This window comes from Geodermatophilus sp. SYSU D00965 (assembly GCF_054050075.1).
Window position 1 is genome coordinate 1 of record NZ_JBJGYQ010000019.1, and the last position, 19575, is coordinate 19575.

General features: G+C 75.0%; 24 protein-coding genes. 16 read left to right on the forward strand and 8 right to left on the reverse strand.

The features are described from left to right. Positions 1-140 precede the first annotated feature (140 nt). Positions 141-485: a hypothetical protein gene (locus ACI789_RS17600; RefSeq protein ID WP_457010666.1), complete on the reverse strand. Its 345-nt coding sequence runs from the start codon at positions 483-485 to the stop codon at positions 141-143. A gap of 139 nt (positions 486-624) precedes the next feature. Between ACI789_RS17600 and ACI789_RS17605 the strand changes: the two genes are divergently transcribed. The 6 genes from ACI789_RS17605 to ACI789_RS17630 are packed head-to-tail and all read left to right on the forward strand — an operon-like array spanning position 625 to position 4657. Continuing rightward, positions 625-1758, forward strand: coding sequence for a baeRF2 domain-containing protein (locus ACI789_RS17605; RefSeq protein WP_457010667.1), 1134 nt, complete (start codon positions 625-627; stop codon positions 1756-1758). Between the two features lie 10 nt (positions 1759-1768). Further along, a complete protein-coding gene (locus tag ACI789_RS17610; RefSeq protein ID WP_457010668.1) occupies positions 1769-2026 on the forward strand; it encodes a DUF2795 domain-containing protein in 258 nt (85 codons plus the stop codon). A gap of 1 nt (position 2027) precedes the next feature. After that, a complete protein-coding gene (locus ACI789_RS17615; RefSeq protein WP_457010669.1) occupies positions 2028-2258 on the forward strand; it encodes a hypothetical protein in 231 nt (76 codons plus the stop codon). Between the two features lie 50 nt (positions 2259-2308). Continuing rightward, positions 2309-3142, forward strand: a complete 834-nt coding sequence (locus ACI789_RS17620; protein WP_457010670.1) for an alpha/beta fold hydrolase — start codon at positions 2309-2311, stop codon at positions 3140-3142. 31 nt (positions 3143-3173) lie between these two features. Continuing rightward, positions 3174-3596, forward strand: a complete 423-nt coding sequence (locus ACI789_RS17625; RefSeq protein ID WP_457010671.1) for a ChaB family protein — start codon at positions 3174-3176, stop codon at positions 3594-3596. A 44-nt stretch (positions 3597-3640) separates the two neighbouring features. Next, positions 3641-4657, forward strand: coding sequence for an SDR family oxidoreductase (locus ACI789_RS17630; RefSeq protein WP_457010672.1), 1017 nt, complete (start codon positions 3641-3643; stop codon positions 4655-4657). On the opposite strand, the gene ACI789_RS17635 is transcribed toward ACI789_RS17630, so the two are convergent. Both ACI789_RS17635 and ACI789_RS17640 read right to left on the reverse strand, forming a co-directional pair. Then, on the reverse strand, positions 4641-5951 hold the full coding sequence (locus ACI789_RS17635) for a M24 family metallopeptidase (RefSeq protein ID WP_457010673.1): 1311 nt from the start codon (positions 5949-5951) through the stop codon (positions 4641-4643). The genes ACI789_RS17630 and ACI789_RS17635 overlap by 17 nt on opposite strands. Before the next feature lie 67 nt (positions 5952-6018). After that, positions 6019-7167 (reverse strand): diguanylate cyclase domain-containing protein, encoded by a 1149-nt coding sequence (locus ACI789_RS17640; protein WP_457010674.1) that lies wholly within the window; start codon positions 7165-7167, stop codon positions 6019-6021. Positions 7168-7287: 120 nt separating this feature from the next. Between ACI789_RS17640 and ACI789_RS17645 the strand changes: the two genes are divergently transcribed. The 3 genes from ACI789_RS17645 to npdG all read left to right on the forward strand — a co-directional run bounded on the left by ACI789_RS17645 (position 7288) and on the right by npdG (position 8762). Continuing rightward, positions 7288-7761, forward strand: coding sequence for a cupin domain-containing protein (locus ACI789_RS17645; RefSeq protein WP_457010675.1), 474 nt, complete (start codon positions 7288-7290; stop codon positions 7759-7761). A 46-nt stretch (positions 7762-7807) separates the two neighbouring features. Beyond that, positions 7808-7990: a hypothetical protein gene (locus ACI789_RS17650; protein ID WP_456920887.1), complete on the forward strand. Its 183-nt coding sequence runs from the start codon at positions 7808-7810 to the stop codon at positions 7988-7990. Between the two features lie 76 nt (positions 7991-8066). Then, a complete protein-coding gene (npdG, locus tag ACI789_RS17655) occupies positions 8067-8762 on the forward strand; it encodes an NADPH-dependent F420 reductase (RefSeq protein WP_457010676.1) in 696 nt (231 codons plus the stop codon). Positions 8763-8891: 129 nt separating this feature from the next. On the opposite strand, the gene panB is transcribed toward npdG, so the two are convergent. The 5 genes from panB to ACI789_RS17680 all read right to left on the reverse strand — a co-directional run bounded on the left by panB (position 8892) and on the right by ACI789_RS17680 (position 13700). After that, positions 8892-9722 carry a 3-methyl-2-oxobutanoate hydroxymethyltransferase gene (gene panB, locus ACI789_RS17660; protein ID WP_457010678.1) on the reverse strand — a complete coding sequence of 277 codons (831 nt, stop codon included), beginning with the start codon at positions 9720-9722 and terminating at the stop codon, positions 8892-8894. Continuing rightward, positions 9719-11557, reverse strand: coding sequence for an NAD+ synthase (locus ACI789_RS17665; protein ID WP_457010679.1), 1839 nt, complete (start codon positions 11555-11557; stop codon positions 9719-9721). The genes panB and ACI789_RS17665 overlap by 4 nt, the downstream gene beginning before the upstream one ends. A 49-nt stretch (positions 11558-11606) precedes the next feature. After that, positions 11607-12437: a slipin family protein gene (locus tag ACI789_RS17670; RefSeq protein WP_457010680.1), complete on the reverse strand. Its 831-nt coding sequence runs from the start codon at positions 12435-12437 to the stop codon at positions 11607-11609. Positions 12438-12561: 124 nt separating this feature from the next. Next, the gene (locus tag ACI789_RS17675; RefSeq protein ID WP_457010681.1) at positions 12562-13047 is read right to left on the reverse strand and encodes a DUF732 domain-containing protein; all 486 of its coding nucleotides are present in this window, start codon (positions 13045-13047) and stop codon (positions 12562-12564) included. Between the two features lie 119 nt (positions 13048-13166). Further along, a complete protein-coding gene (locus ACI789_RS17680) occupies positions 13167-13700 on the reverse strand; it encodes a DinB family protein (RefSeq protein ID WP_457010682.1) in 534 nt (177 codons plus the stop codon). 138 nt (positions 13701-13838) lie between these two features. On the opposite strand from ACI789_RS17680, the gene ACI789_RS17685 reads away from it, so the two are divergent. From ACI789_RS17685 to ACI789_RS17715, 7 genes are all read left to right on the forward strand, one after another. Further along, complete coding sequence (locus tag ACI789_RS17685; protein ID WP_457010683.1) at positions 13839-14225, forward strand: DUF488 domain-containing protein; 387 nt, start codon at positions 13839-13841, stop codon at positions 14223-14225. Positions 14226-14235: 10 nt separating this feature from the next. After that, complete coding sequence (locus tag ACI789_RS17690) at positions 14236-14952, forward strand: helix-turn-helix transcriptional regulator (protein WP_457010684.1); 717 nt, start codon at positions 14236-14238, stop codon at positions 14950-14952. Positions 14953-15000: 48 nt separating this feature from the next. Continuing rightward, positions 15001-15432: a hypothetical protein gene (locus ACI789_RS17695; protein WP_457010685.1), complete on the forward strand. Its 432-nt coding sequence runs from the start codon at positions 15001-15003 to the stop codon at positions 15430-15432. Next, positions 15429-16052, forward strand: a complete 624-nt coding sequence (folE, locus tag ACI789_RS17700; RefSeq protein WP_457010686.1) for a GTP cyclohydrolase I FolE — start codon at positions 15429-15431, stop codon at positions 16050-16052. Before ACI789_RS17695 ends, folE begins: the two co-directional genes overlap by 4 nt. A 24-nt stretch (positions 16053-16076) precedes the next feature. Continuing rightward, positions 16077-17312 carry an NAD(P)/FAD-dependent oxidoreductase gene (locus ACI789_RS17705; RefSeq protein WP_457010687.1) on the forward strand — a complete coding sequence of 412 codons (1236 nt, stop codon included), beginning with the start codon at positions 16077-16079 and terminating at the stop codon, positions 17310-17312. Positions 17313-17423: 111 nt separating this feature from the next. After that, positions 17424-18764, forward strand: coding sequence for a glutamine synthetase family protein (locus tag ACI789_RS17710; RefSeq protein WP_456920875.1), 1341 nt, complete (start codon positions 17424-17426; stop codon positions 18762-18764). 77 nt (positions 18765-18841) lie between these two features. Then, positions 18842-19573, forward strand: coding sequence for a type 1 glutamine amidotransferase (locus ACI789_RS17715; RefSeq protein WP_457010688.1), 732 nt, complete (start codon positions 18842-18844; stop codon positions 19571-19573). The last annotated feature ends 2 nt before the right edge of the window (positions 19574-19575 follow it).

Here is a 19575-nt window from a genome sequence, read left to right on the forward strand (position 1 = left end):
GGCGACGACATAGCCACACTCGACCGACACAGATGCCGGCTCACCGCCGCCCGCCGCCGCGCGGCGCCCGCCGCGGGCCCCGCCCGCGCCCCCCCCCCCCCCCCCCCCCCCCCCCCCCCCCCCCCCCCCTCCGCTCGGGCTCAGCCGGTGGAGCGGGGCTGGGCCGGGTTGGTCGGGTCGCCCTGGGACGGCGGGTTCACCGGCGGGCCGGACGTCGCCTCGGAGACCTTGGAGCCGGCCGCGGCGTGCACCGGGTCGTCGGCGGCCGCGGCCGCCGGGTCCCCACCGGAGGGCTGGGCGCCCTCACGGAGGGAGGACAGCCGGTTCTCCATGATCGTCACAACCTGCAGCCGGTTGGCGTGGGCGCGCTCGTACTCGAGCAGCGTCTCCAGCCCGGCCGCGTCCAGCGTGCGGATCCGCGAGGTCAGGCCGTCGACCGGCAGGTGGTCGTAGTCGGGCAGCGGCAACTGGTCGTGCTCGGTCATGGGGCCCCGCCTACCCGTTCCCGCGGATCCGACACCGGGTGTGAGGCCACGGTCGGTGGGTAGGCGGGCGGAGGCGGGAGCGCCCACCACGGGCCCCGCCGTTCGTCATCGACAGTGATCGAGGAGTGGTCCCCACCTCATGGACGTGTCCTTCCTGGAGCCGGTCTTCAGCGCCTCCGGGCCCTACGCCACCGTGTGCGCCGACGTCACGCACACCACCGAGAACGCCGACACCGAGGTCGAGCTACGGGTCCGCGCCATCACCGAGCGGCTCAGCGAGCAGGGTGCGCCGGAGACGGTCGTCGAGGCCGTCCGCAGCCGGCTGCTCGAGGCGAACGACGGCGGGGAGATCGCCACCCTGCGGGGCCGTGCCCTCGTCGTGGCCGCCGACGGGACCGTCGTCCTGGACCAGCCGCTGGTCGACGTGCCGCGGCAGGAGGTCGCCGAGTACTCACCCGCGCCCGACCTCATGCCGGTGCTCCGGCAGCTGCCCGGCCGGGTGCCGCACATCGTCGTGGTCACCGACCGGGTCGGTGCCGACATCTCGGTGGCCAGCCTCGTCGGCCGGCCGGAGATCGAGGACGAGGTCGAGGGCGACAGCTTCCAGATCCGCAAGTTCCAGGGCGGCGGCTGGGCGCACCACCGCTACCAGCACAACGCCGAGAACAAGTGGGTCCACAACGCCGACAACGTCGCCGAGCGGATCGCCTCGCTGGTCCGCCGGCTGCACCCGCAGTTCGTCCTGGTCGCCGGCGACGTCCGGGCCCGGCAGATCCTCACCGACCGGGCCAGCGACCTGTGGTCGGACCTCGTGGTGTCCATGGACGAGGGCGGCCGCGCGGCCGGTGCCGACCGCGAGCCGGTGGACCGGCGGGCGGCCGAACTGGTCGCCGAGCACGAGGCCCGCGAGGAGGCCGACGCAGTCGAGAAGCTCGCCTCGGCCGGCGCCCACGGGCTGGCGGTCACGGGCAAGGCCTCGGTGGTCGAGGCGCTGCGCAAGGGCCAGGTCGAGACGCTCGTCCTCGCCGACCAGCAGGACGCCGACGACAGGCTGATCGTCGGGAACTCGCCGCTCGAGCTCGGTGTCGACCAGCACGACATGGACGCGCTGGGCACGCACGGCACCGTCGTCCCCGCTCAGGCCGGACTGCTGGCGGCCGCGGTGGCCAGCGCGGCCGGCGTCGTGGTCGTCCCCCGGGCGGCGATGCCGGGCGACATCCCGGTGGCCGCCGTCCTCCGCTACACCGACGAGTCCACGCCGCAGCCCCAGTGAGGAGCTCCTGATGACCGACCCGCACCAGCCCGCCACCTCTCCCGGCACCTCCACCGCTGACGTCGAGCACCGCGCGGCGATCGCCGAGGCCCTCGGCAAGGAGGTGTGGCCGGCCGACCGGGACACCCTCGTGGCCAAGGCGGAGGAGGCGAACGCGCCCGACCGGGTGCTCGGCGACCTGCGCCGGCTGCCCGCCGGGCAGCGGTTCGACAACGTGCAGGACGTCGCGCGGGCGCTCGGCATCGGCACCGAACAGGAGCGGTTCTGACATGACGACGCAGAAGAAGCCCAGCGACGAGGCGCTGGCCAACGTGACCGAGGACAACGTCCGCACCCGCTCGCAGCTGCTGCCCGAGGAGGAGGGGATGCAGGGCAGCGGCATGGAGGAGGTGGCGGCCGAGGTGATCCTGGCCGAGTCCGAGGAGCGGACCGTCCACGCCGACCCGGACGACGCGCAGGGGGCGCACCGGCGCTCCGAGGACACCGCGGACCTGCCCTGAGCGGGTTCTTCCCCGGCTTTCCCGAGCAGCGGGTCGACGTCGCCGACGGGGTGACGCTGCGGGTGCGCAGCGGCGGGTCGGGGCCGCCGGTCGTCCTACTGCACGGCCACCCGCGGACCCACACGACCTGGCACCGGGTCGCGCCGCGGCTGGCCGAGGCCGGGCACACCGTCGTCTGCCCCGACCTGCGCGGTTACGGGCAGTCCACGGCGCCGCCGCCGGCCGACGACCACGCGCAGGCCTCGAAGCGGGCGATGGCGAGCGACGTCGTCACGCTGATGCGCCGCCTCGGCCACGAGCGCTTCGCCGTGGTCGGGCACGACCGGGGCAGCTACGTGGCACTGCGGACGGCGCTGGACCACCCGGGGGTGACCACGCACCTGGCCGTGGTCGACTGCGTCCCGATCGTCGAGCACCTCGACCGCGCCGACGCCCGGTTCGCCGCCGCCTGGTGGCACTGGTTCTTCTTCGCCCAGCCCGACAAGCCCGAGCGGGCGATCACCGCCGACCCCGACGCCTGGTACGGGGCCCTCGACCCGGGCCGCGCCGAGCGCATGGGGCCGGAGAACCACGCCGACTTCCGCCGGGCCATTGCCGACCCCGGCACCGTCCGGGCCATGCTCGAGGACTACCGGGCCGGCCTGACCGTGGACCGCGCCGCCGAGGAGGCCGACCGCGCCGCCGGACGGCGGGTCGGCTGCCCGACGTTGGTGCTGTGGTCGGCCCGCGACGACCTCGAGGACCTGCACGGCGACCCGCGGGCGATCTGGGCGGCCTGGACCGCCGACCTGCGCGGCGGCGGGCCGATCGACAGCGGCCACCACGCGGCCGAGGAGGCGCCCGACGAGCTGGTCGCGGCCCTGGTCCCGTTCCTGCGCATGTGATCTTGAGGCCCCGCCGGGGTAGGGGCAGGCCATGCCGAAGACGACGAAGAGCGGGAAGGCGAAGAAGGACGAGATCCCGAGCACCCTGGAGCGGTCCGACGAGAAGGCGCAGCGGACCTTCGCCAAGGCGCACGACTCGGCGATGGACTCCTACGACGACGAGCGCCGGGCCAACCAGGTGGCGTGGGCCGCGGTGAAGCACACCCACGAGAAGGTCGGCGACCACTGGGAGCCGAAGGACCACAAGGGCCCCAGCGACCCGCAGGCCGAGGGCGGCCGGGACACGAACCGGGAGACCAAGGGTGGCGTCGACGCCAACGCCTCCAAGGAGCACCTCATGAAGATCGCGAAGGAGCTCGACGTCCCCGGTCGCTCCACGATGACCAAGGACGAGCTGGTCGACGCCATCCGCAAGGCCAACGACCGGGAGACGCGCAGGGCTCGCGAGAAGTGAGCCGGACGCGTTCCCTCCCGGCCCGGCGCGGGTAGCCGGGGCAGGTGACCGGATCCCCCCGCCCTGTCAGCGAGCAGGTGGTCGTCGTCCTCGGCGCCTCCAGCGGCATCGGCCGGGCGGTGGCCCTGGAGTTCGCCCGGCAGGGGGCGAGGCGGATCGTCGTCGCCTCCCGCGGCGAGGAGGCGCTCGGCACCCTCGTCGACGAGCTCACCCGGGCCGGGGCCGAGGCGGTCGCCGTCCCCACCGACATCACCGACGCCGCGGCCGTGCAGGCGCTGGTGGCGGCCACCGAGCGGCGCTTCGGCCGCATCGACACGTTCGTCACGGTGCCCGGCGTGGGGATCTGGGGCTCGGTGCAGCAGATCGACCTCGACGAGTTCCGCCGGGTCATGGAGGTCAACTTCCTCGGCCACGTCGCCGCCGCGCAGGCCGCCGTCCCGGCACTGGAGCGGGCCGGCGGAGGGGTGCTGATCGGCATCGGCTCCGTCGAGAGCTACCGGGCGGTCCCGCTGCACGCCCCGTACTCGGCGAGCAAGTTCGCCCTGCGGGCCTTCTACGACTGCCTGCGGATGGAGCTGGTCGAGGCCACCTCACCGGTCGCGGTGGCCACCGTGCTCCCGGCCGGCATCGCCACGCCGTTCTTCGAGCACGCGCGCACCAAGCTCGGCTCCATGCCCAAGCCCCCACCGCCGGTGTACGCACCGGAACTCGTGGCCGAGGCGATCGTGCGGGCCTCGACGCACCCGCGGCGGGAGATCCCGGTCGGCGACGCGGCGCTCGGCTTCCTCGCCGGCCAGCGGCTCAGCCCGGCGCTGACCGACGCCGTCCTGGCCGTCACCGGCCGGCAGCTGCAGACCACCGACCGGCCCGACACCGGCACAGACATCCTCGACACCCCGACGTCCGGGCCCGGGCGGGTGCGCGGCGAGTTCGCCGACCGCGTCCTCGAGTCCAGCCCGGTCACGCGGGTGGCCGGAGCGGTCGTGCGGCCAGGGGAGCTGCTGCTGCGGGCGATCCGGCGGCGTCCCTCGGCTGGCTCCGACGTCAGCGAGCGGGGATGAGGACCAGCTCGGTCTGCCGGTCGCCCAGGTACGTCACGCCCTCGTCGGTGAGCGCGATGCCCTCCTCCAGCGCCATCCGCACCGGCTGGCCGCCCCACTCGGGCACCGGCACGCGGACGCAGAGCTCCAGGGCGTAGACGGTGTCGGGGTGCAGCGCGCGGTCCCCGGCACCGGGGACGCCGCGCTGGTCGTCCCACATGCCGATCACCGGGCCGGCGCCGTGCCCGTGGAAACCCACCGGGTGGGAGTAGACGTCGCCGTCGATCCCCTCGGCCGCGGCGGCCGACCGCGCGGCGGCCAGCACCTCGTTGCCGGTGCGGCCGGTGACGAACTGCGCGGCGGTGAGGTCCTGCAGCCGGTTGCCCGTCGCCAGCGCCGTCCGCAGCCCCGCCGGGGCGTCGGTCTCGCCGGGCCGCAGGACGTAGCCGTTGCGCTGGCTGTCGGTCTTCAGCCCGAGGCTGGACACGCCGACGTCGCAGTGCACCAGGTCGCCGGCCTCGACCGGCACGTCGTAGGGGACGGCGGGCAGCAGCGCACCGCGCTCCGCGGCCGGCGGCACCCCGGCCCGCTGGAGGTCGACCACGGGGTGGAACCAGGGCCCGACGCCGAGGTCGGTGAACCGCTGCCGCAGCCACCAGGCCAGGTCGGTGGCGGTGGTCTCGCCCACGGTCAGGACGGCGGGGGAGAAGGCCTCCTCGACGACGGTGCGGACCAGCCGGTTGAGCCCGTCGAGCGCGGCGATCTCCTCCGGCAGCCGCGTCTCCAGCCAGCCGACCGCCAGGTCCTCGGCCGGCACCAGCCGCTCGGCGAAGGGGCCCAGCGCCTCGGTCAGCTGCCGGTGCTCGGTGTGCGAGAGGCCGTCGGCCAGCGCGAAGTCCGCCGACACGTCGATCCCGATCCGCCGGGGGTCGGCCTGCTCCACGAGGCGGCGCACCTCGGCCCACTGCGCCGCCTCGGTGGCCGGTGCACCGTCGTCCTCCGGGGACCAGGCGGGCAGGAACTGGCCGACGGGGTAGCGGGAGACCGCGACCGCGGTGACGCCGTCGTCGCTGCGGTGCAGCGCCAGGACCGTGCGGCGCCGCGCGGACAGCCAGGTCGCAGGCAGGAGCGTGGCCAGGACGGGGTCCTCGTTGTACTCCCGGCCGACCACCAGCCACAGGTCGATGCCGGCGCGGTCCATGAGTCCGGGCAGCAGGTCCAGCACCCGCTGGGTCAGCCACCGGTCGCGGACGTCGGCCTGCACCCGCAGCGGCAACGGCCCCGTGCGGAGCGGGTCCGGCGCGACGAGGGTCACGAGGACAGGGAACCAGACAACCGGCGTCCGCACCGGTCGAGCCGCACGACCCCGGCGGGGGCCTCCTTCAGGCCGGTTCGCCGGCGGGCGCGCCCTCCTGCGGGTGGTTGTCCCGCAGCCGCACGCTGCGCTGGCGGGGGAGGACGGCGACGACCCGGTCGCGCCCGGCCTGCTTGGCCTCGTACATGGCGCCGTCGGCCTGGTCGAGCAGCCGCCACATGGCGTCGGCGGCGTCCTCCCCGTCGCTCGGCCGGACCAGCGCGATGCCGATGGACGCCGTCACCGCGTGGCCGTCCACGGTGCGGCTGCGGGCCACCGCGCCGCGCAGCCGCTCGGCCAGCCGCGCGGCCTCGGCGGAGTCGCTGACCAGCCCGAGCACGACCAGTTCCTCCCCGCCGATGCGGGCCAGGACGTCGCTCGGCCTGACCGTGGCCGACAGGGACGCCGCGACCGCCTGCAGCACCGCGTCCCCGGCGGCGTGCCCGTGGCTGTCGTTGAGCTGCTTGAAGTGGTCGAGGTCGAGCACCATCGCCCCGACCCGGGAGCCCTCGCGGCGGGCCTGGCGCCACACGCGCGGCGCCTGCTCCACCAGCGAGCGCCGGTTGGCCAGTCCGGTGAGCGGGTCCAGGTTCGACAGCGCCTGGGTGGCCTCCAGCAGCCGCTGCACGCGGCGGCGCAGGACGTAGACGCCGAGCGAGGCGCCGTTGAGCGCCCCGGCGGTGACCGCCACCCCGACGAGCAGCCCCAGCAGGGACTCCGTCGCCTCGTGCACCAGCGCGATGCCGCTGGACAGGACGGTCATGAACATGCTGACGCCGACCATCCACGGCCCCAGGAACCAGGCCGCGACGAAGCACGGGAAGAGCAGCAGCAGGGGTGGCGCGTGCCGGGGCTCCTCGATGCTGAGGACGGAGACCACGTAGACGACGTGGCCGAGGAGCACCAGGCCGAAGGTGGCCCAGGGGCCGGCCCGCTGGCGCACCGCCAGCGGCAGCGAGACCGCCAGGCAGGACAGCATCACGACCGCGTACCAGATCCGGGCGGTCCCCGGGTGCACGGCGCCCTCGACCATCAGGGTCACGCAGCCGACGAGGCCGCCGAGGAAGGTGAGGATCGCGAGGGTCATGACGGCGACCCGGTGCTCCGGCCCGCGGCTGGCCGCCGTGCTCGGCGCGCTGCCCGGTGTGTCGGTCTCGTTGCGTCGCCGCACGGTCACGGTTGCAGGATGCCGTACCGGAGCGGCCAGCGGGAGGTGGTGCGCGGTGCGAGTCCGGCGAGTTCCGCGGGCGGCGGCTCCGGTCGACGCCGGCCGGACGCCGGTGCCAGGGTGGCGGTCATGTCGCACCCCGACCCCGGCCGGGTCGTCGTCCGCACGCTGACCGACCACCCGCTGGTCCCCAACGGGCCCACCAGCTCGCTGCGCATGGTCGCCCCCGGCTCGGAGACCGCCGGGCGCTACGGCCTGGTCGAGTACACCGTCGGGCCGCGCAGCGCCGGGGCCGCGCCGCACTACCACCAGACGTTCTCGGAGTCCTTCTACGTGCTCTCCGGGGAGCTGACCGTCTTCGCCGACGGCGCCTGGCGGCCGCACCGCCCCGGTGACTTCGCGCTGGTGCACGAGGGCGGCGTGCACGGCTTCCGCAACGACGGCGACGAGCCGACCTCGTTCCTCATCCTGTTCGCGCCCGGCATCGCCCGGGAGCAGTTCTTCGCCGAGATGGCCGAGCTGCGCCGCAGCGGGCGGCAGCTGTCGCCGGAGGAGATGACCGCGTTCTACGCGCGTCACGACCAGGTGATGGTCGACGTGTGAGGGTGGCAGGGTGAGCTGCCCAGCCCGCGATCGCGAGGAGGCGCACATGCCGCAGGGGCCGTGGTTCTACTGCCTCAAGCACCACACCGTCGAGGACCGGGACGGCTGCGCCGAGCGGCACCGGCTCGGTCCGTACGCCACCCGCGAGGAGGCCGAGCACGCGCTGCAGTCGGTGGCCGACCGGGAGGAGAAGCTGACCGCCGAGGACCGCGCCTGGGAAGGGGAGTGAGCGCAGAGCCCGGCGAGCGCCCCGGCATGATCGGCTGAGGGACGCCGGGCGGTCCGGCGGTGTGGGAGGTGGCCACGTGACGGACGGACGCTCGGTGGAGGACCTGGTCGTCGGGGTGGTCGGCGGCACCGGTCCGCAGGGCCGGGGGCTCGCCGTGCGGCTGGCCGCGGCCGGTCAGCGGGTGCTGCTGGGCTCGCGGGACGCCGAGCGGGCCGCCGCGGTGGCCGAGGAGGTCGCCGGCCGGGCCGCGGTGGCCGCCGGGGGCGTCGAGGTGTCGGTGCGGGGCGGGTCGAACGTCGACGTCGCGGGCGCGGCGGACCTGGTGATCGTCGCCGTGCCGTTCGCCGGGCACGCCGACACCCTCGCCGACCTGGCCACGCCGCTGGCGGGGAAGGTCGTCGTCGACTGCGTCGTCCCGATGGCGTTCGACGAGCTGGGGGCCTACGTCCTCGACGTGCCCGAGGGGTCGGTCGCCCAGCAGGCGGCGGCGCTGCTGCCCGACTCGCACGTCGTCGGCGCGTTCCACCACCTGTCCGCCGTCCTGCTCGAGGACCTCTCCCGGCCCACCCTCGACGGCGACGTCATGGTGGTCGGGGACGTGCGCGAGGCCACCGACACCGTGCAGGCGCTGGCCGGCCGGCTGCCCGGGATGCGCGGCGTCTACGCCGGCCGGCTGCGCAACGCCCGCCAGGTCGAGGCGCTGACGATCAACCTCGTCTCGGTCAACCGCCGGTACAAGGCGCACGCCGGCATCCGCGTCACCGACGTCTGAGCGAGCCCCCGGCCCCATCCCGTCGTGATGTCCCGACGAGTGGGGGCCGGAGGCCTCCGCGAGGAGGGACGCAGCGGCTCCGCGCAGCAGGGGACGGCCGTTGGCCGCGGTCGATCGTCCGGAGGACGATCAATCGAAGGAGTGCTCGGGGCCGGGGAAGGCGCCGCTGCGGACCTCGTCGGCGTACTCCCGCGCCGCCCGCAGCAGCTCGCCCCGCAGGTCGGCGTACTTCTTGACGAACCGCGGCACCCGCCCGCCGGTCATCCCCGCCATGTCCGGCCAGACCAGCACCTGGGCGTCGCAGTCGACGCCCGCGCCGATGCCGATCGTCGGGATGGCCAGCTCCTTGGTCACCTGCGCGGCCAGGGACGCCGGGACCATCTCCATGACCACGGCGAAGGCGCCGGCCTCCTGGACGGCGTGCGCGTCGGCGAGCAGCTGCTCGGCGCCCGCGCCACGACCCTGCACCCGGAAGCCGCCCAGGGCGTGCTCGCTCTGCGGCGTGAAGCCGATGTGCGCCATCACCGGGACGCCGTTCTCGGTCAGCGCCCGGATCTGCGGCGCGACCCGCGTCCCGCCCTCGAGCTTGACCGCCTGCGCGCCGCCCTCCTTCATCATCCGGACGGCGGTGGCCAGCGCCTGCTGCGGACCGGCCTCGTAGCTGCCGAACGGCAGGTCGGCGACGACCAGCGCCCGCTTCGTCGACCGGGTGACCGCCTTCGTCATGAGCAGGATGTCCTCGACGGTCACCGGGACCGTGCTGTCCAGGCCGAGGACGACGTTGCCGCCGGAGTCGCCGACCAGGAGCACCGGGATGCCGGCCTCCTCGAACACCGACGCGCTGACCGTGTCGTAGGCGGTGAGCATCGCCCACCTCTCGCCGCGCTCCTTGGCCTGCTGCAGGTGGTGCACGCGGACCCGGGCGGTCGACCCCCCGCCGTACAGGACGGATTCCGTCATGAGTGTGATGCCGCTCCCTCGCGGACGCTGGGCAGGCTCTCCCGCCAGCGGTTGGTGATCGGCAGACGCCGATCCCGGCCGAACGCCTTCAGGCTGATCTTCGTTCCCGGGGCCGACTGCCGGCGCTTGAACTCCGCGGCGTCCACCAGCCGCAGCACCCGCGCCACCACCTCCGGGTCGTGGCCGCGCTCCAGCAGCTGGGCCATCCCGAGGTCGCGGTCGACGTAGTCGGCGACGACCGCGTCGAGCTCCTCGTAGGAGGGCAGCGAGTCGGTGTCCACCTGACCGGGGGCCAGCTCGGCCGACGGCGGCTTGTCGATCGAGTTCTGCGGGATCGGCTCGGTCTCGCCGCGGTCGCGGGCGTACGCGTTGCGCCAGCGGGCCAGCTCCCACACGAGGGTCTTGGGCACGTCCTTGATCGGTGCGAAGCCGCCGGCCGAGTCGCCGTAGAGCGTCGAGTAGCCCACCGCGATCTCGCTCTTGTTGCCGGTCGTGAGCAGCAGGTGGCCGTGCTGGTTGGACAGCCCCATGAGCAGCGTGCCCCGCACCCGCGCCTGCAGGTTCTCCGCCGCGACGCCGGAGAGCTCCACCTGCGAGTGGTAGGCGTCGACCATCGGCGCGATCGGGACGACGGTGTAGTGCAGCCCCGTCCGCTTGGCGAGGTCCTCCGCGTCGGCCAGCGAGTGCTCGCTGGAGTACTTCGACGGCAGGCCCACGCCGAACACGCGGTCGGGGCCGAGGGCGTCGACGGCGAGCGCGGCGCACACCGCCGAGTCGATGCCGCCGGACAGGCCCAGCACGACCGAGGGCATGCCGTTCTTGTCGATGAAGTCGCGCAGGCCCAGAACCAGCGCCCGCCAGACCTCCTCGCAGTCCTCCAGCGGCGCCGCGATCGAGGCGGTGCGCGCGTCGAACGCGGGCACCGGCTGCTCGGAGACCACGTGCCGGGTGACCGTCATCGGCCCGATCCGGCCCTCGCGCCGCTCGGGGACCGAGGCCGGGTCGATGGTCAGGTCGGCGGTGAGCAGGTGCTCGACGAACTGCGGCGCCCGGCCCAGCAGCTCCCCGTCCGGCGCGACCACCATCGAGTCGCCGTCGAAGACCAGCTCGTCCTGGCCGCCGACCTGGTTGCAGTAGACGATGCTCGCTCGCGCCTCGGCGGCACGCCGGCGGACCAGCGGCAACCGCAGGTCGTCCTTGGCCCGCTCGTAGGGCGAGGCGTTGGGGGAGACGACCACGTCGACCCCGGCCTGCCCGGCCACGCCGCACGGGCCGCCCTCGACCCAGAGGTCCTCGCACACGGTGAGTGCCACGTCGACCCCGTGCAGGCGGACGACGGGCAGCTCGGTGCCGGGCACGAAGTACCGCGCCTCGTCGAAGACGCCGTAGTTGGGCAGGTGCCGCTTGTAGTAGCGGACGACGACCTCGCCGCCGTGCAGCAGCGCGGCGGCGTTGCGCGGGGCGCCGCGGCGCGGGTTGGCGTCGGCCGGGCGGTCGTCGTCCGTGGGCGGCTGGTCGACCGGCGCCGGTCCGCTGCCCTCGGTGTGCGCGAGGTAGCCGACGACGACGGCGGTCCCGCCCAGCCCCTGGTCGGCCAGCGACTCGGCCAGGTCGACGAGCGCGTGCTCGCTGGCGGTCGCGAAGGACTCCCGCAGCACGAGGTCCTCGGGCGGGTACCCGGTGAGGGTCATCTCGGGGAAGACGACGAGGTGCGCGCCGGCCGCGGCGGCCTGCGCCGTCCAGCGGGTCACCAGTTCGGCGTTGCCGGAGAGGTCCCCGACGCGGGTGTCGACCTGGGCCAGGGCCACCCGCAGCTGTACCTGCTGTCCAGTCACCCGGCCAGTCTGGTCGCCGTCCGGGGTGTCCGGCCACGCGGGGGAGGGGTCAGCCCGGCTCGGGCACCGTGGTCGACGGCCGGGGGGCGGGGACGCCGTTGACCGCGGCGGGCGCGGGACCCTCCGGCGTGGCCCGCTCGAGGAAGCGCAGCAGCTCCACGGGGAAGGGGAGCACGACCGTCGAGTTCTTCTCCGCCGCGACCTCCACCATCGTCTGCAGCAGCCGCAGCTGCAGCGCGGCGGGCTGGGTGCTCATCACCTGGGCCGCCTGGGCCAGCTTCTGCGAGGCCTGCAGCTCGCCCTCCGCGGTGATCACGCGGGACCGCCGCTCACGCTCGGCCTCGGCCTGCCGGGCGATCGACCGCTTCATCGTCTCGGGCAGCGCGACGTCCTTGATGTCGACCCGGTCGATGTGGATGCCCCAGTCGACGGCGGGGCTGTCCATCATCAGCTCCAGGCCCTGGTTGAGCCGCTCGCGGTTGGACAGCAGGTCGTCGAGGTCGCTCTTGCCGATGATCGAGCGCAGCGACGCCTGGGCGACCTGGCCGATCGCCGCCTGGTAGTTCTGCACGTCGATCACCACGCGGGCGGGGTCGAACACGCGCCAGTAGACGACCGCGTCGACCTTGACCGTCACGTTGTCGCGGGTGATGCCCTCCTGGGCCGGCACCGGCATGGTGACGATCTGCATGTTGACCTTGTGCATGCGGTCGACGGCCGGCCGGATGAAGGTCAGGCCCGGCGGCCGGGGTTCGCCCTGCAGCCGGCCGAAGCGGAGCACCACCCCCCGCTCGAACTGGGTGACGACCCGGACGCTCGCGCCCAGCAGCACGAGCAGCCCGACGACGACGATGACGAGGAGTCCCAGCACGGCGTCCATCTCGCCCTCCGCCGGCGGCGTCGGGGCCGGACGCGCAGGTCGCGCCCGTGGCCGCGGCGCCCTCGTGACGGCGACCACATGCTAGATCGCCGATCGCGGCGTGGCGGCCGCTCGCACGCGCGGATCAGTCGCCCATCGCCGCGGTGGTCCGCAGCACGAGGCCGTGGTGCTGCGGGCAGTAGGCGGTGACCGCGAGGTCGACGAACTCCCAGGCGGCGCCGACCGGCAGCCCGTGCGGCTGCTCCAGGTCGCCGGCCGCCCGCCAGACGGCGTCGGCGTCCCCCGCGGCCGCGATCGTGCCGCAGGTCTGCTGGGCGAGGGCCGGCACCTGCTCGGCCGGGAGGGCGTACCCCCGGACCTGCGCGGCGAGGGTGACGAACGCGGCGCGCACCTGGTCGTCGCTCATCGGCGCGGTCACCGTCACCGTCGCGGGGGACGGCGGCGGCGGGGACGGCGAGGTGGAGGCCGCGACCGGGGCGGCGTCCCGGCCGGTGGTCGACGTCAGCAGGTAGGCCAGCCCCGCGCCGAGGGCGAGCACGGCCAGGACGGCCGCGAGGCGGCGTGGCCAGGAGGGCTGGGAGGGCCGTTCGTGCGCGCCGCGTCGGGTCATGGCGGCCTCTCGAGCGAGGAGCCGGGACAGTGCGCGGGGCTGCGCCCGGCGACTGTAGTTCGGCGCGCTCGGCCGGTCGATGCGCCGCGTCGCGCCTCGCCCGACCCCGCCGGGCAGGGTCAGCCGCGCAGCAGGGCGGCCAGCTGGTCGGCGTGGTCGCGCTGGTGCGCGGGGAGGAACGCGACCAGGTCGCCGAGGGTCACCGGCCCGTCGACCTCGTGCACCCCGGCGCGGTCGAGGTCGGCCTCCGCGAGGCCGGCGACGCTGTCGAACAGTGCCGCCTGGGCCCGGCGCAGCTGTTCCAGCAGCTGCACCGGCGGCACGTCGCGGTAGCCGGCCACCCGCTGCGGCTGGTCGGGCACGAAGTCGGCCAGCAGCGGCTCGGCCTCCGTGCGCAGGCGGTAGATGCGCTCGGTGAACACCAGGGCGCTGTCCCGGAGGTGACCGGCGACCTCGCGCGGCGTCCAGTCCAGCTCGGAGGCGTACGCCGGGAAGTGCCCCTGGGCGACCAGCCGCTCGCGCTCGCCGGGGGACAGCCGCGCCCGCCACGCGTCGCCGGCGACCGCACGGGCCAGGAGGAGGTCGACGCGCGCCTGCTGGCGCGCGAGGCTGTCGGCTGCCGCGGCCGTGCGGCCCGGTACGAGGGTGGTCATGCCGCAGCCTGGCCCGGCGGCGCACCGCTGACCAGGGACCTTCTGCCGTGCGGGGCTGTGGGCCTCGTCTCACCCGGCCGGTGGTCCCCCGGGCGAGGGCCGGGCCCGCACCCTGCATCGCCCGACCGAGGAGGTGTCATGGGTATCCGGCTCGCCCGGGTGTACGACCCCGAAGCGGTCCACGGACCGCGCTTCCTCGTCGAGCGGCTGTGGCCGCGGGGCGTCCGGCGCGAGGACCTTCCGCTCGACGGCTGGCTGCGCGAGGTCGCGCCCAGTCCGGAGCTCCGCCGCTGGTTCGGTCACGACCCCCGGCGCTGGGCCGAGTTCCGCCGCCGGTACCTCGCCGAGCTCGCCGCGGCACCCGCGGAGGCGTGCCGGCCGCTGCTCGACGCCGCCCGCGCCGGGGCGGTCACGCTGCTCTACAGCGCCCGCGACCGCGAGCACAACAGCGCCGTGGTGCTGCGGGAACACCTGCTCGCCCTCCTGGCGGACGAGGACTCTTCCGCCAATGGGAGTCGGTCCTAGAATCTCGGGCATGGACGACCACGTCGCCGCGGTCGCCGCGCTGGCCGAGCCCACCCGCCGCCGGCTCTACGACCACGTCGTCCGGCAGCCGGCCCCGGTGAGCCGGGACGAGGCGGCGGCCGCCGTGGGCGTCCCGCGCGGCACGACGGCCTTCCACCTCGACCGCCTGGTGGCCGACGGGCTGCTCGACGTCCACTTCGAGCGACGGACCGGCCGCACCGGCCCCGGTGCCGGCCGCCCGGCCAAGCTCTACCGGCGGGCGGACTGCGCGGTCGAGGTCTCGCTGCCGGGCCGCCGCTACGACCTCGCCGGTGAGCTGCTCGCCGGGGCGCTCGAGGAGGCCGACGCCTCGGGGGAGTCCCCCCGCGAGGTGCTCGGCCGGCGGGCTCGGCTGCGCGGCCGGGACCTGGCCGAGGGGGCCGGCGCCGCCGGCGGGCGGGCCGACGACGAGGGCGGGCGGGCCGCCGTCCTGCGCGTCCTGGAGGAGCACGGCTTCGAGCCGCGGGCCGAGGACGACGGCGCCGTGGCGCTGGCCAACTGCCCGTTCCACGCGCTCGCGGCGACGCACACGGCCCTGGTCTGCGGCATGAACCTGGACCTGCTCGCCGGGCTGGTCGAGGCGGTCCCGGGGTCGGGGCTCGCCGTCCGGCTCGCGCCCGCGCCCGGCCGGTGCTGCGTGCGCCTGGAGACCGCGGCACCGCAACCGCCGCCGTTGACAGGGGTGTGACGCGGGTCTCTACTTCTAGCCACCGTTGGTTTTAGAAGGAGGGTTCCCATGACGACGCACCTCCCGCGGTCCCGGACCGACGCCGCGGTCGACCCGGCCCACCAGGCGTTCGTGCTGCTGAGGACCGTCTTCACCGTCGCACCGATCGCCTTCGGCCTGGACAAGTTCGCCAACCTGCTGACCGACTGGCCCGGCTACCTCGCGCCGTGGATCGACGGCCTGGTGCCCGGCACCGCGCAGCAGGCGATGTACGCCGTCGGCGTCGTCGAGATCGTCGCCGGTGTCGTGGTCGCCGTGGCGCCGCGGATCGGCGGCTGGCTGGTGGCGGCGTGGCTCGCCGGGATCATCGTGGACCTGCTGACCGTCCCCGGCTTCTACGACGTCGCGCTGCGCGACGTCGGGCTGCTCGTCGCGGCGGTCGCGCTCGCCCGGCTGGCGGCGCTGTACGCCCCGGCCCGCCGGCCGGGGGCCGGCGCGTGACGGCGGCGGAGGTCGTCGGGACCGGCCCGCAGCGGGACACCCCGCTGCGGGTGGTCCACCCGCGCGGGCAGGTCGACCTCCCGGCCGCGCGGGACGCGGTCGCCGCCCTGCTCCGGGCGCTGGGCCGCGACCCGTCGTCCCCGCACCTGGCCGGCACCCCGCGACGGGTGGCCGAGTCCCTCGCCGAGCTGCTCACCGGCCGGCCGTTCGAGCTGACCACCTTCCCGAACGACGAGGGCTACGACGAGCTGGTCATCGCCCGGGACATCCCGTTGCAGTCGCTGTGCGAGCACCACCTGCTGCCGTTCTCCGGGGTGGCCCACATCGGCTACCTGCCCGGCGAGCGGATCCTCGGGCTGTCCAAGCTGGCCCGCGTGCTGGAGCTGTTCGCCCGGGACCTGCAGGTGCAGGAGCGGCTGACCCAGCAGGTCGCCGACTGGCTGCAGGAGCACCTGGCGCCCCGCGGCGTCGGGGTGGTCATCGAGGCCGAGCACCTGTGCATGTCCCTGCGCGGCGTCCGCGCACCCGGCGCCCGCACCGTGACCTCCGCCCTGCACGGGGCGCTGCGCTCCGACGCGCGGTCCCGTGCCGAGTTCTTCGCGCTCACCGGAACGACCTGACCCCGCTCCCTGGAGGAGGACCCCGTGCCCGCACAGGACCCGTTCGTGATCGTCGGCGCCGGGCTGGCCGGCGCCAAGGCCGCCGAGACGCTGCGGGAGGAGGGCTTCGACGGGCCGGTCGTGCTCGTCGGCGCCGACCCCGAGCGCCCGTACGAGCGACCGCCGCTGTCCAAGCAGTACCTGCTCGGGCGCGCCGAGCGGGACACCGCCTTCGTCCACGACCAGGGCTGGTACGCCGCCCACGACGTCGAGCTGCGTACCGGCGTCCGGGCCACCGGGCTGGACCCGGCCGTGCACCGGCTGGCGCTGGACACGGGCGAGGAGCTGTCCTACGCCCGCCTGCTGCTGACCACCGGCGCGTCGCCGCGGCGGCTGCGGGTGCCCGGCGCCGACCTCGACGGCGTCCACTACCTGCGCACCCTCGCCGACAGCGACCGGCTCAAGGCCGACCTGACCCCGGGCGGGCGCCGCGTGGTGGTCGTCGGCGCCGGCTGGATCGGCATGGAGGTCGCCGCGGCGGCGCGGACCCACGGCAACGACGTCGTCGTGGTCGAGCCGCAGCCCGCGCCGCTGTTCGGCGTCCTGGGCCGCCGGATGGGGACCCACTTCTCCCGGCTGCACCGCAGCCACGGCGTGGACCTGTTCACCGAGGAGACGGTGCGCGAGCTGCGGGGGGAGGGGGGCCGGGTCACCTCCGTCGTCACCGACCGGCACGAGGGGCTGGCCGCGGACCTCGTCGTCGTGGGCATCGGCGTGGTGCCGGAGACCGGCCTGGCCGCCGCGGCCGGGCTGGAGGTGGACGACGGCGTGGTCACCGACGAGCGGCTGCGGACGTCGGCGCCGGACGTGTTCGCCGCCGGCGACGTGGCGCGGTGGTTCGCGCCGTTCTACGACCGGCACGTGCGGGTGGAGCACTGGGCCAACGCCCTCAACGGCGGCCCGGCCGCGGCGCGGTCCATGCTGGGCGGCGAGGCGGCCTACGACCGGCTGCCCTACTTCTTCACCGACCAGTACGACCTGGGCATGGAGTACTCCGGGCTGGCCTCGCCGGAGGACGACGTCGTCTGCCGCGGCGACCCCGAGGACGGCGCGTTCACCGCCTTCTGGACCGCCGATGGCCGGGTCACCGCCGCGATGACGGTGAACGTCTGGGACCTGACCGACGAGGTCCAGGCGCTGATCCGGTCCCGCCGCCCGGTGGACCCCGCCCGGCTGGCCGACCCCGACGTCCCGCTGCGGGAGCTCGCCGAGGCGGGCTGATCGCGATCTCGCGGAGGGAGGCGGGCGGGTCCTCGTGTCACCGTCGCCCCGAGGGGGCAGGCTTGGGGCGACGTCACACCCCGGAAACGACTGGACGCGATCATGGCGAGCATGGACCGACAGCAGGAGTTCGTCCTGCGCACCCTCGAGGAACGCGACATCCGCTTCGTGCGGCTGTGGTTCACCGACGTCTCCGGCTACCTCAAGGCCGTCGCCGTGGCGCCGGCCGAGATCGAGGCGGCCTTCGCCGAGGGCATCGGCTTCGACGGCTCGGCGATCGAGGGCTTCGCCCGCGTCTACGAGTCCGACATGCTGGCCAAGCCCGACCCCGCGACCTTCCAGGTCATGCCGGCCACCGAGGGGCGGCCCAGCGACACCGCACGGATGTTCTGCGACCTCACCCTCCCCGACGGCTCGCCGTCCTGGGCCGACCCGCGGCACGTGCTGCGCCGGGCGCTGTCCAAGGCCGCCGACATGGGGTTCACCTTCTACACCCACCCCGAGGTCGAGTTCTTCCTGCTCAAGGACCTCCCGACCGACGGCAGCCCGCCCGAGCCGGCCGACACCGGCGGCTACTTCGACCTGTCCACGCACAACGTGGCCCACGACTTCCGCCGCGAGGCGGTCTTCGCGCTGGAGGCGATGGGCATCTCGGTGGAGTTCAGCCACCACGAGGTGTCACCCGGCCAGCAGGAGATCGACCTGCGGTACGCCGACGCGCTGTCGATGGCCGACAACATCATGACGCTGCGGCACGTCGTCCGTGAGGTCGCGCTGGCCCAGGGCGTGCACGCCACGTTCATGCCCAAGCCGTTCACCGACCTGGCCGGCTCGGCGATGCACACCCACCTGTCGCTGTTCGAGGGCGACCGCAACGCCTTCCACGACCCGTCGGACCCGATGAAGCTGTCGGCGACCGGCAAGCAGTTCATCGCCGGCCTGCTCGCCCACGCCAGGGAGTTCACCGCCGTCACCAACCAGACGGTCAACTCCTACCGGCGGCTGCTCGCCGGCACCGAGGCCCCGACGGCGGTGACGTGGGGCCGGGCCAACCGGTCGGCGCTGGTGCGGCTGCCCTCCTACAAGCCGAGCAAGGCGCAGTCGGCGCGGGTGGAGGTCCGCTCGCCGGACTCCGCGTGCAACCCCTACCTCACCTTCGCCGTCCTGCTCGCCGCCGGGCTGCGCGGCATCGAGAAGGGCTACGAGCTCCCGCCCGAGGCCGAGGACGACGTCTGGTCGCTCACCGACACCGAGCGCCGGGCCGCCGGCTACGAGGACCTGCCGGTGTCCCTCGGCGAGGCGCTCACCGCGATGCAGGGCAGCGAGCTGGTCGCCGAGACCCTCGGCGAGCACGTGTTCGAGTTCTTCCTGCGCAACAAGTGGGAGGAGTTCAACGCCTACCGGCGCAACGTGACGCCGTGGGAGCTGACGACCTACCTGCCCGGCCTGTAGGAGCCGTTCCGGTGGGTTGCCGCGGAAACCGACGGGAGCGGACGGGTCACCCGGGGCCGCGAACTACGCTCGGCGGCGTGGCCCGCCTGCTCGTCGTCGTCCCGCACGAGACCGATCCGCCCGCCCGCCTCGCCGTGTGGTTGCGCGCGGCCGGGCTGGAGCTCGACGAGCGGCACCTCGGCACCGGCGACGACCTGCCCGAGACGCTCGACGCGGCCGACGGGCTGCTGGTGCTCGGCGGCCCGCAGTCGGCGATGGACGACGAGGCGACCAGCCCCGAGCTCGGCGGCGTCCGCCGGCTGCTGACCGAGGCGCTGCGGGCCGACGTCCCCACCCTGGCCGTCTGCCTCGGCGCGCAGCTGCTGGCCGAGGTCGGCGGCGGCAGTGTGCGCAAGGGCGTCGAGGGTCCCGAGGTCGGCGCCCTGCTGGTCGCCAAGCGCGACGCCGCCGACGCCGACCCGCTGTTCCGGCCGCTGCCGCTGAGCCCCGACGTGATCCAGTTCCACCACGACGAGATCGCCGAGCTGCCGACGGGCGCCACGCTGCTGGCCAGCAGCCCGGTGTACCCGCACCAGGCCTTCCGGGTGGGCCGGCACGTCTACGGCATCCAGTTCCACATCGAGACGACCCCGGAGATCGTCGCGGAGTGGGCGGAGCACGACGTGGTCGGCGTGGCCGCCAGCGGCCTGGACCGGGAGACCATCAGCGCCCGCGCCGCCGCGGTGCACCCCGACCTCGAGGAGGTCTGGGCGCCGTTCGCCGCGCGCTTCGCCGACCTGGTGCGCACCCGCGCTCGCGCGGCGGCCTGAGC

Coding starts and splice junctions, on each gene's coding strand:
- ACI789_RS17600 (WP_457010666.1), bottom strand. CDS start 485: ATGACCGAGCACGACCAGTTGCCGCTGCCCGACTACGACCACCTGCCG.
- ACI789_RS17605 (WP_457010667.1), top strand. CDS start 625: ATGGACGTGTCCTTCCTGGAGCCGGTCTTCAGCGCCTCCGGGCCCTAC.
- ACI789_RS17610 (WP_457010668.1), top strand. CDS start 1,769: ATGACCGACCCGCACCAGCCCGCCACCTCTCCCGGCACCTCCACCGCT.
- ACI789_RS17615 (WP_457010669.1), top strand. CDS start 2,028: ATGACGACGCAGAAGAAGCCCAGCGACGAGGCGCTGGCCAACGTGACC.
- ACI789_RS17625 (WP_457010671.1), top strand. CDS start 3,174: ATGCCGAAGACGACGAAGAGCGGGAAGGCGAAGAAGGACGAGATCCCG.
- ACI789_RS17645 (WP_457010675.1), top strand. CDS start 7,288: ATGTCGCACCCCGACCCCGGCCGGGTCGTCGTCCGCACGCTGACCGAC.
- ACI789_RS17650 (WP_456920887.1), top strand. CDS start 7,808: ATGCCGCAGGGGCCGTGGTTCTACTGCCTCAAGCACCACACCGTCGAG.
- panB (WP_457010678.1), bottom strand. CDS start 9,722: ATGACGGAATCCGTCCTGTACGGCGGGGGGTCGACCGCCCGGGTCCGC.
- ACI789_RS17670 (WP_457010680.1), bottom strand. CDS start 12,437: ATGGACGCCGTGCTGGGACTCCTCGTCATCGTCGTCGTCGGGCTGCTC.
- ACI789_RS17675 (WP_457010681.1), bottom strand. CDS start 13,047: ATGACCCGACGCGGCGCGCACGAACGGCCCTCCCAGCCCTCCTGGCCA.
- ACI789_RS17680 (WP_457010682.1), bottom strand. CDS start 13,700: ATGACCACCCTCGTACCGGGCCGCACGGCCGCGGCAGCCGACAGCCTC.
- ACI789_RS17685 (WP_457010683.1), top strand. CDS start 13,839: ATGGGTATCCGGCTCGCCCGGGTGTACGACCCCGAAGCGGTCCACGGA.
- ACI789_RS17690 (WP_457010684.1), top strand. CDS start 14,236: ATGGACGACCACGTCGCCGCGGTCGCCGCGCTGGCCGAGCCCACCCGC.
- ACI789_RS17695 (WP_457010685.1), top strand. CDS start 15,001: ATGACGACGCACCTCCCGCGGTCCCGGACCGACGCCGCGGTCGACCCG.
- ACI789_RS17710 (WP_456920875.1), top strand. CDS start 17,424: ATGGACCGACAGCAGGAGTTCGTCCTGCGCACCCTCGAGGAACGCGAC.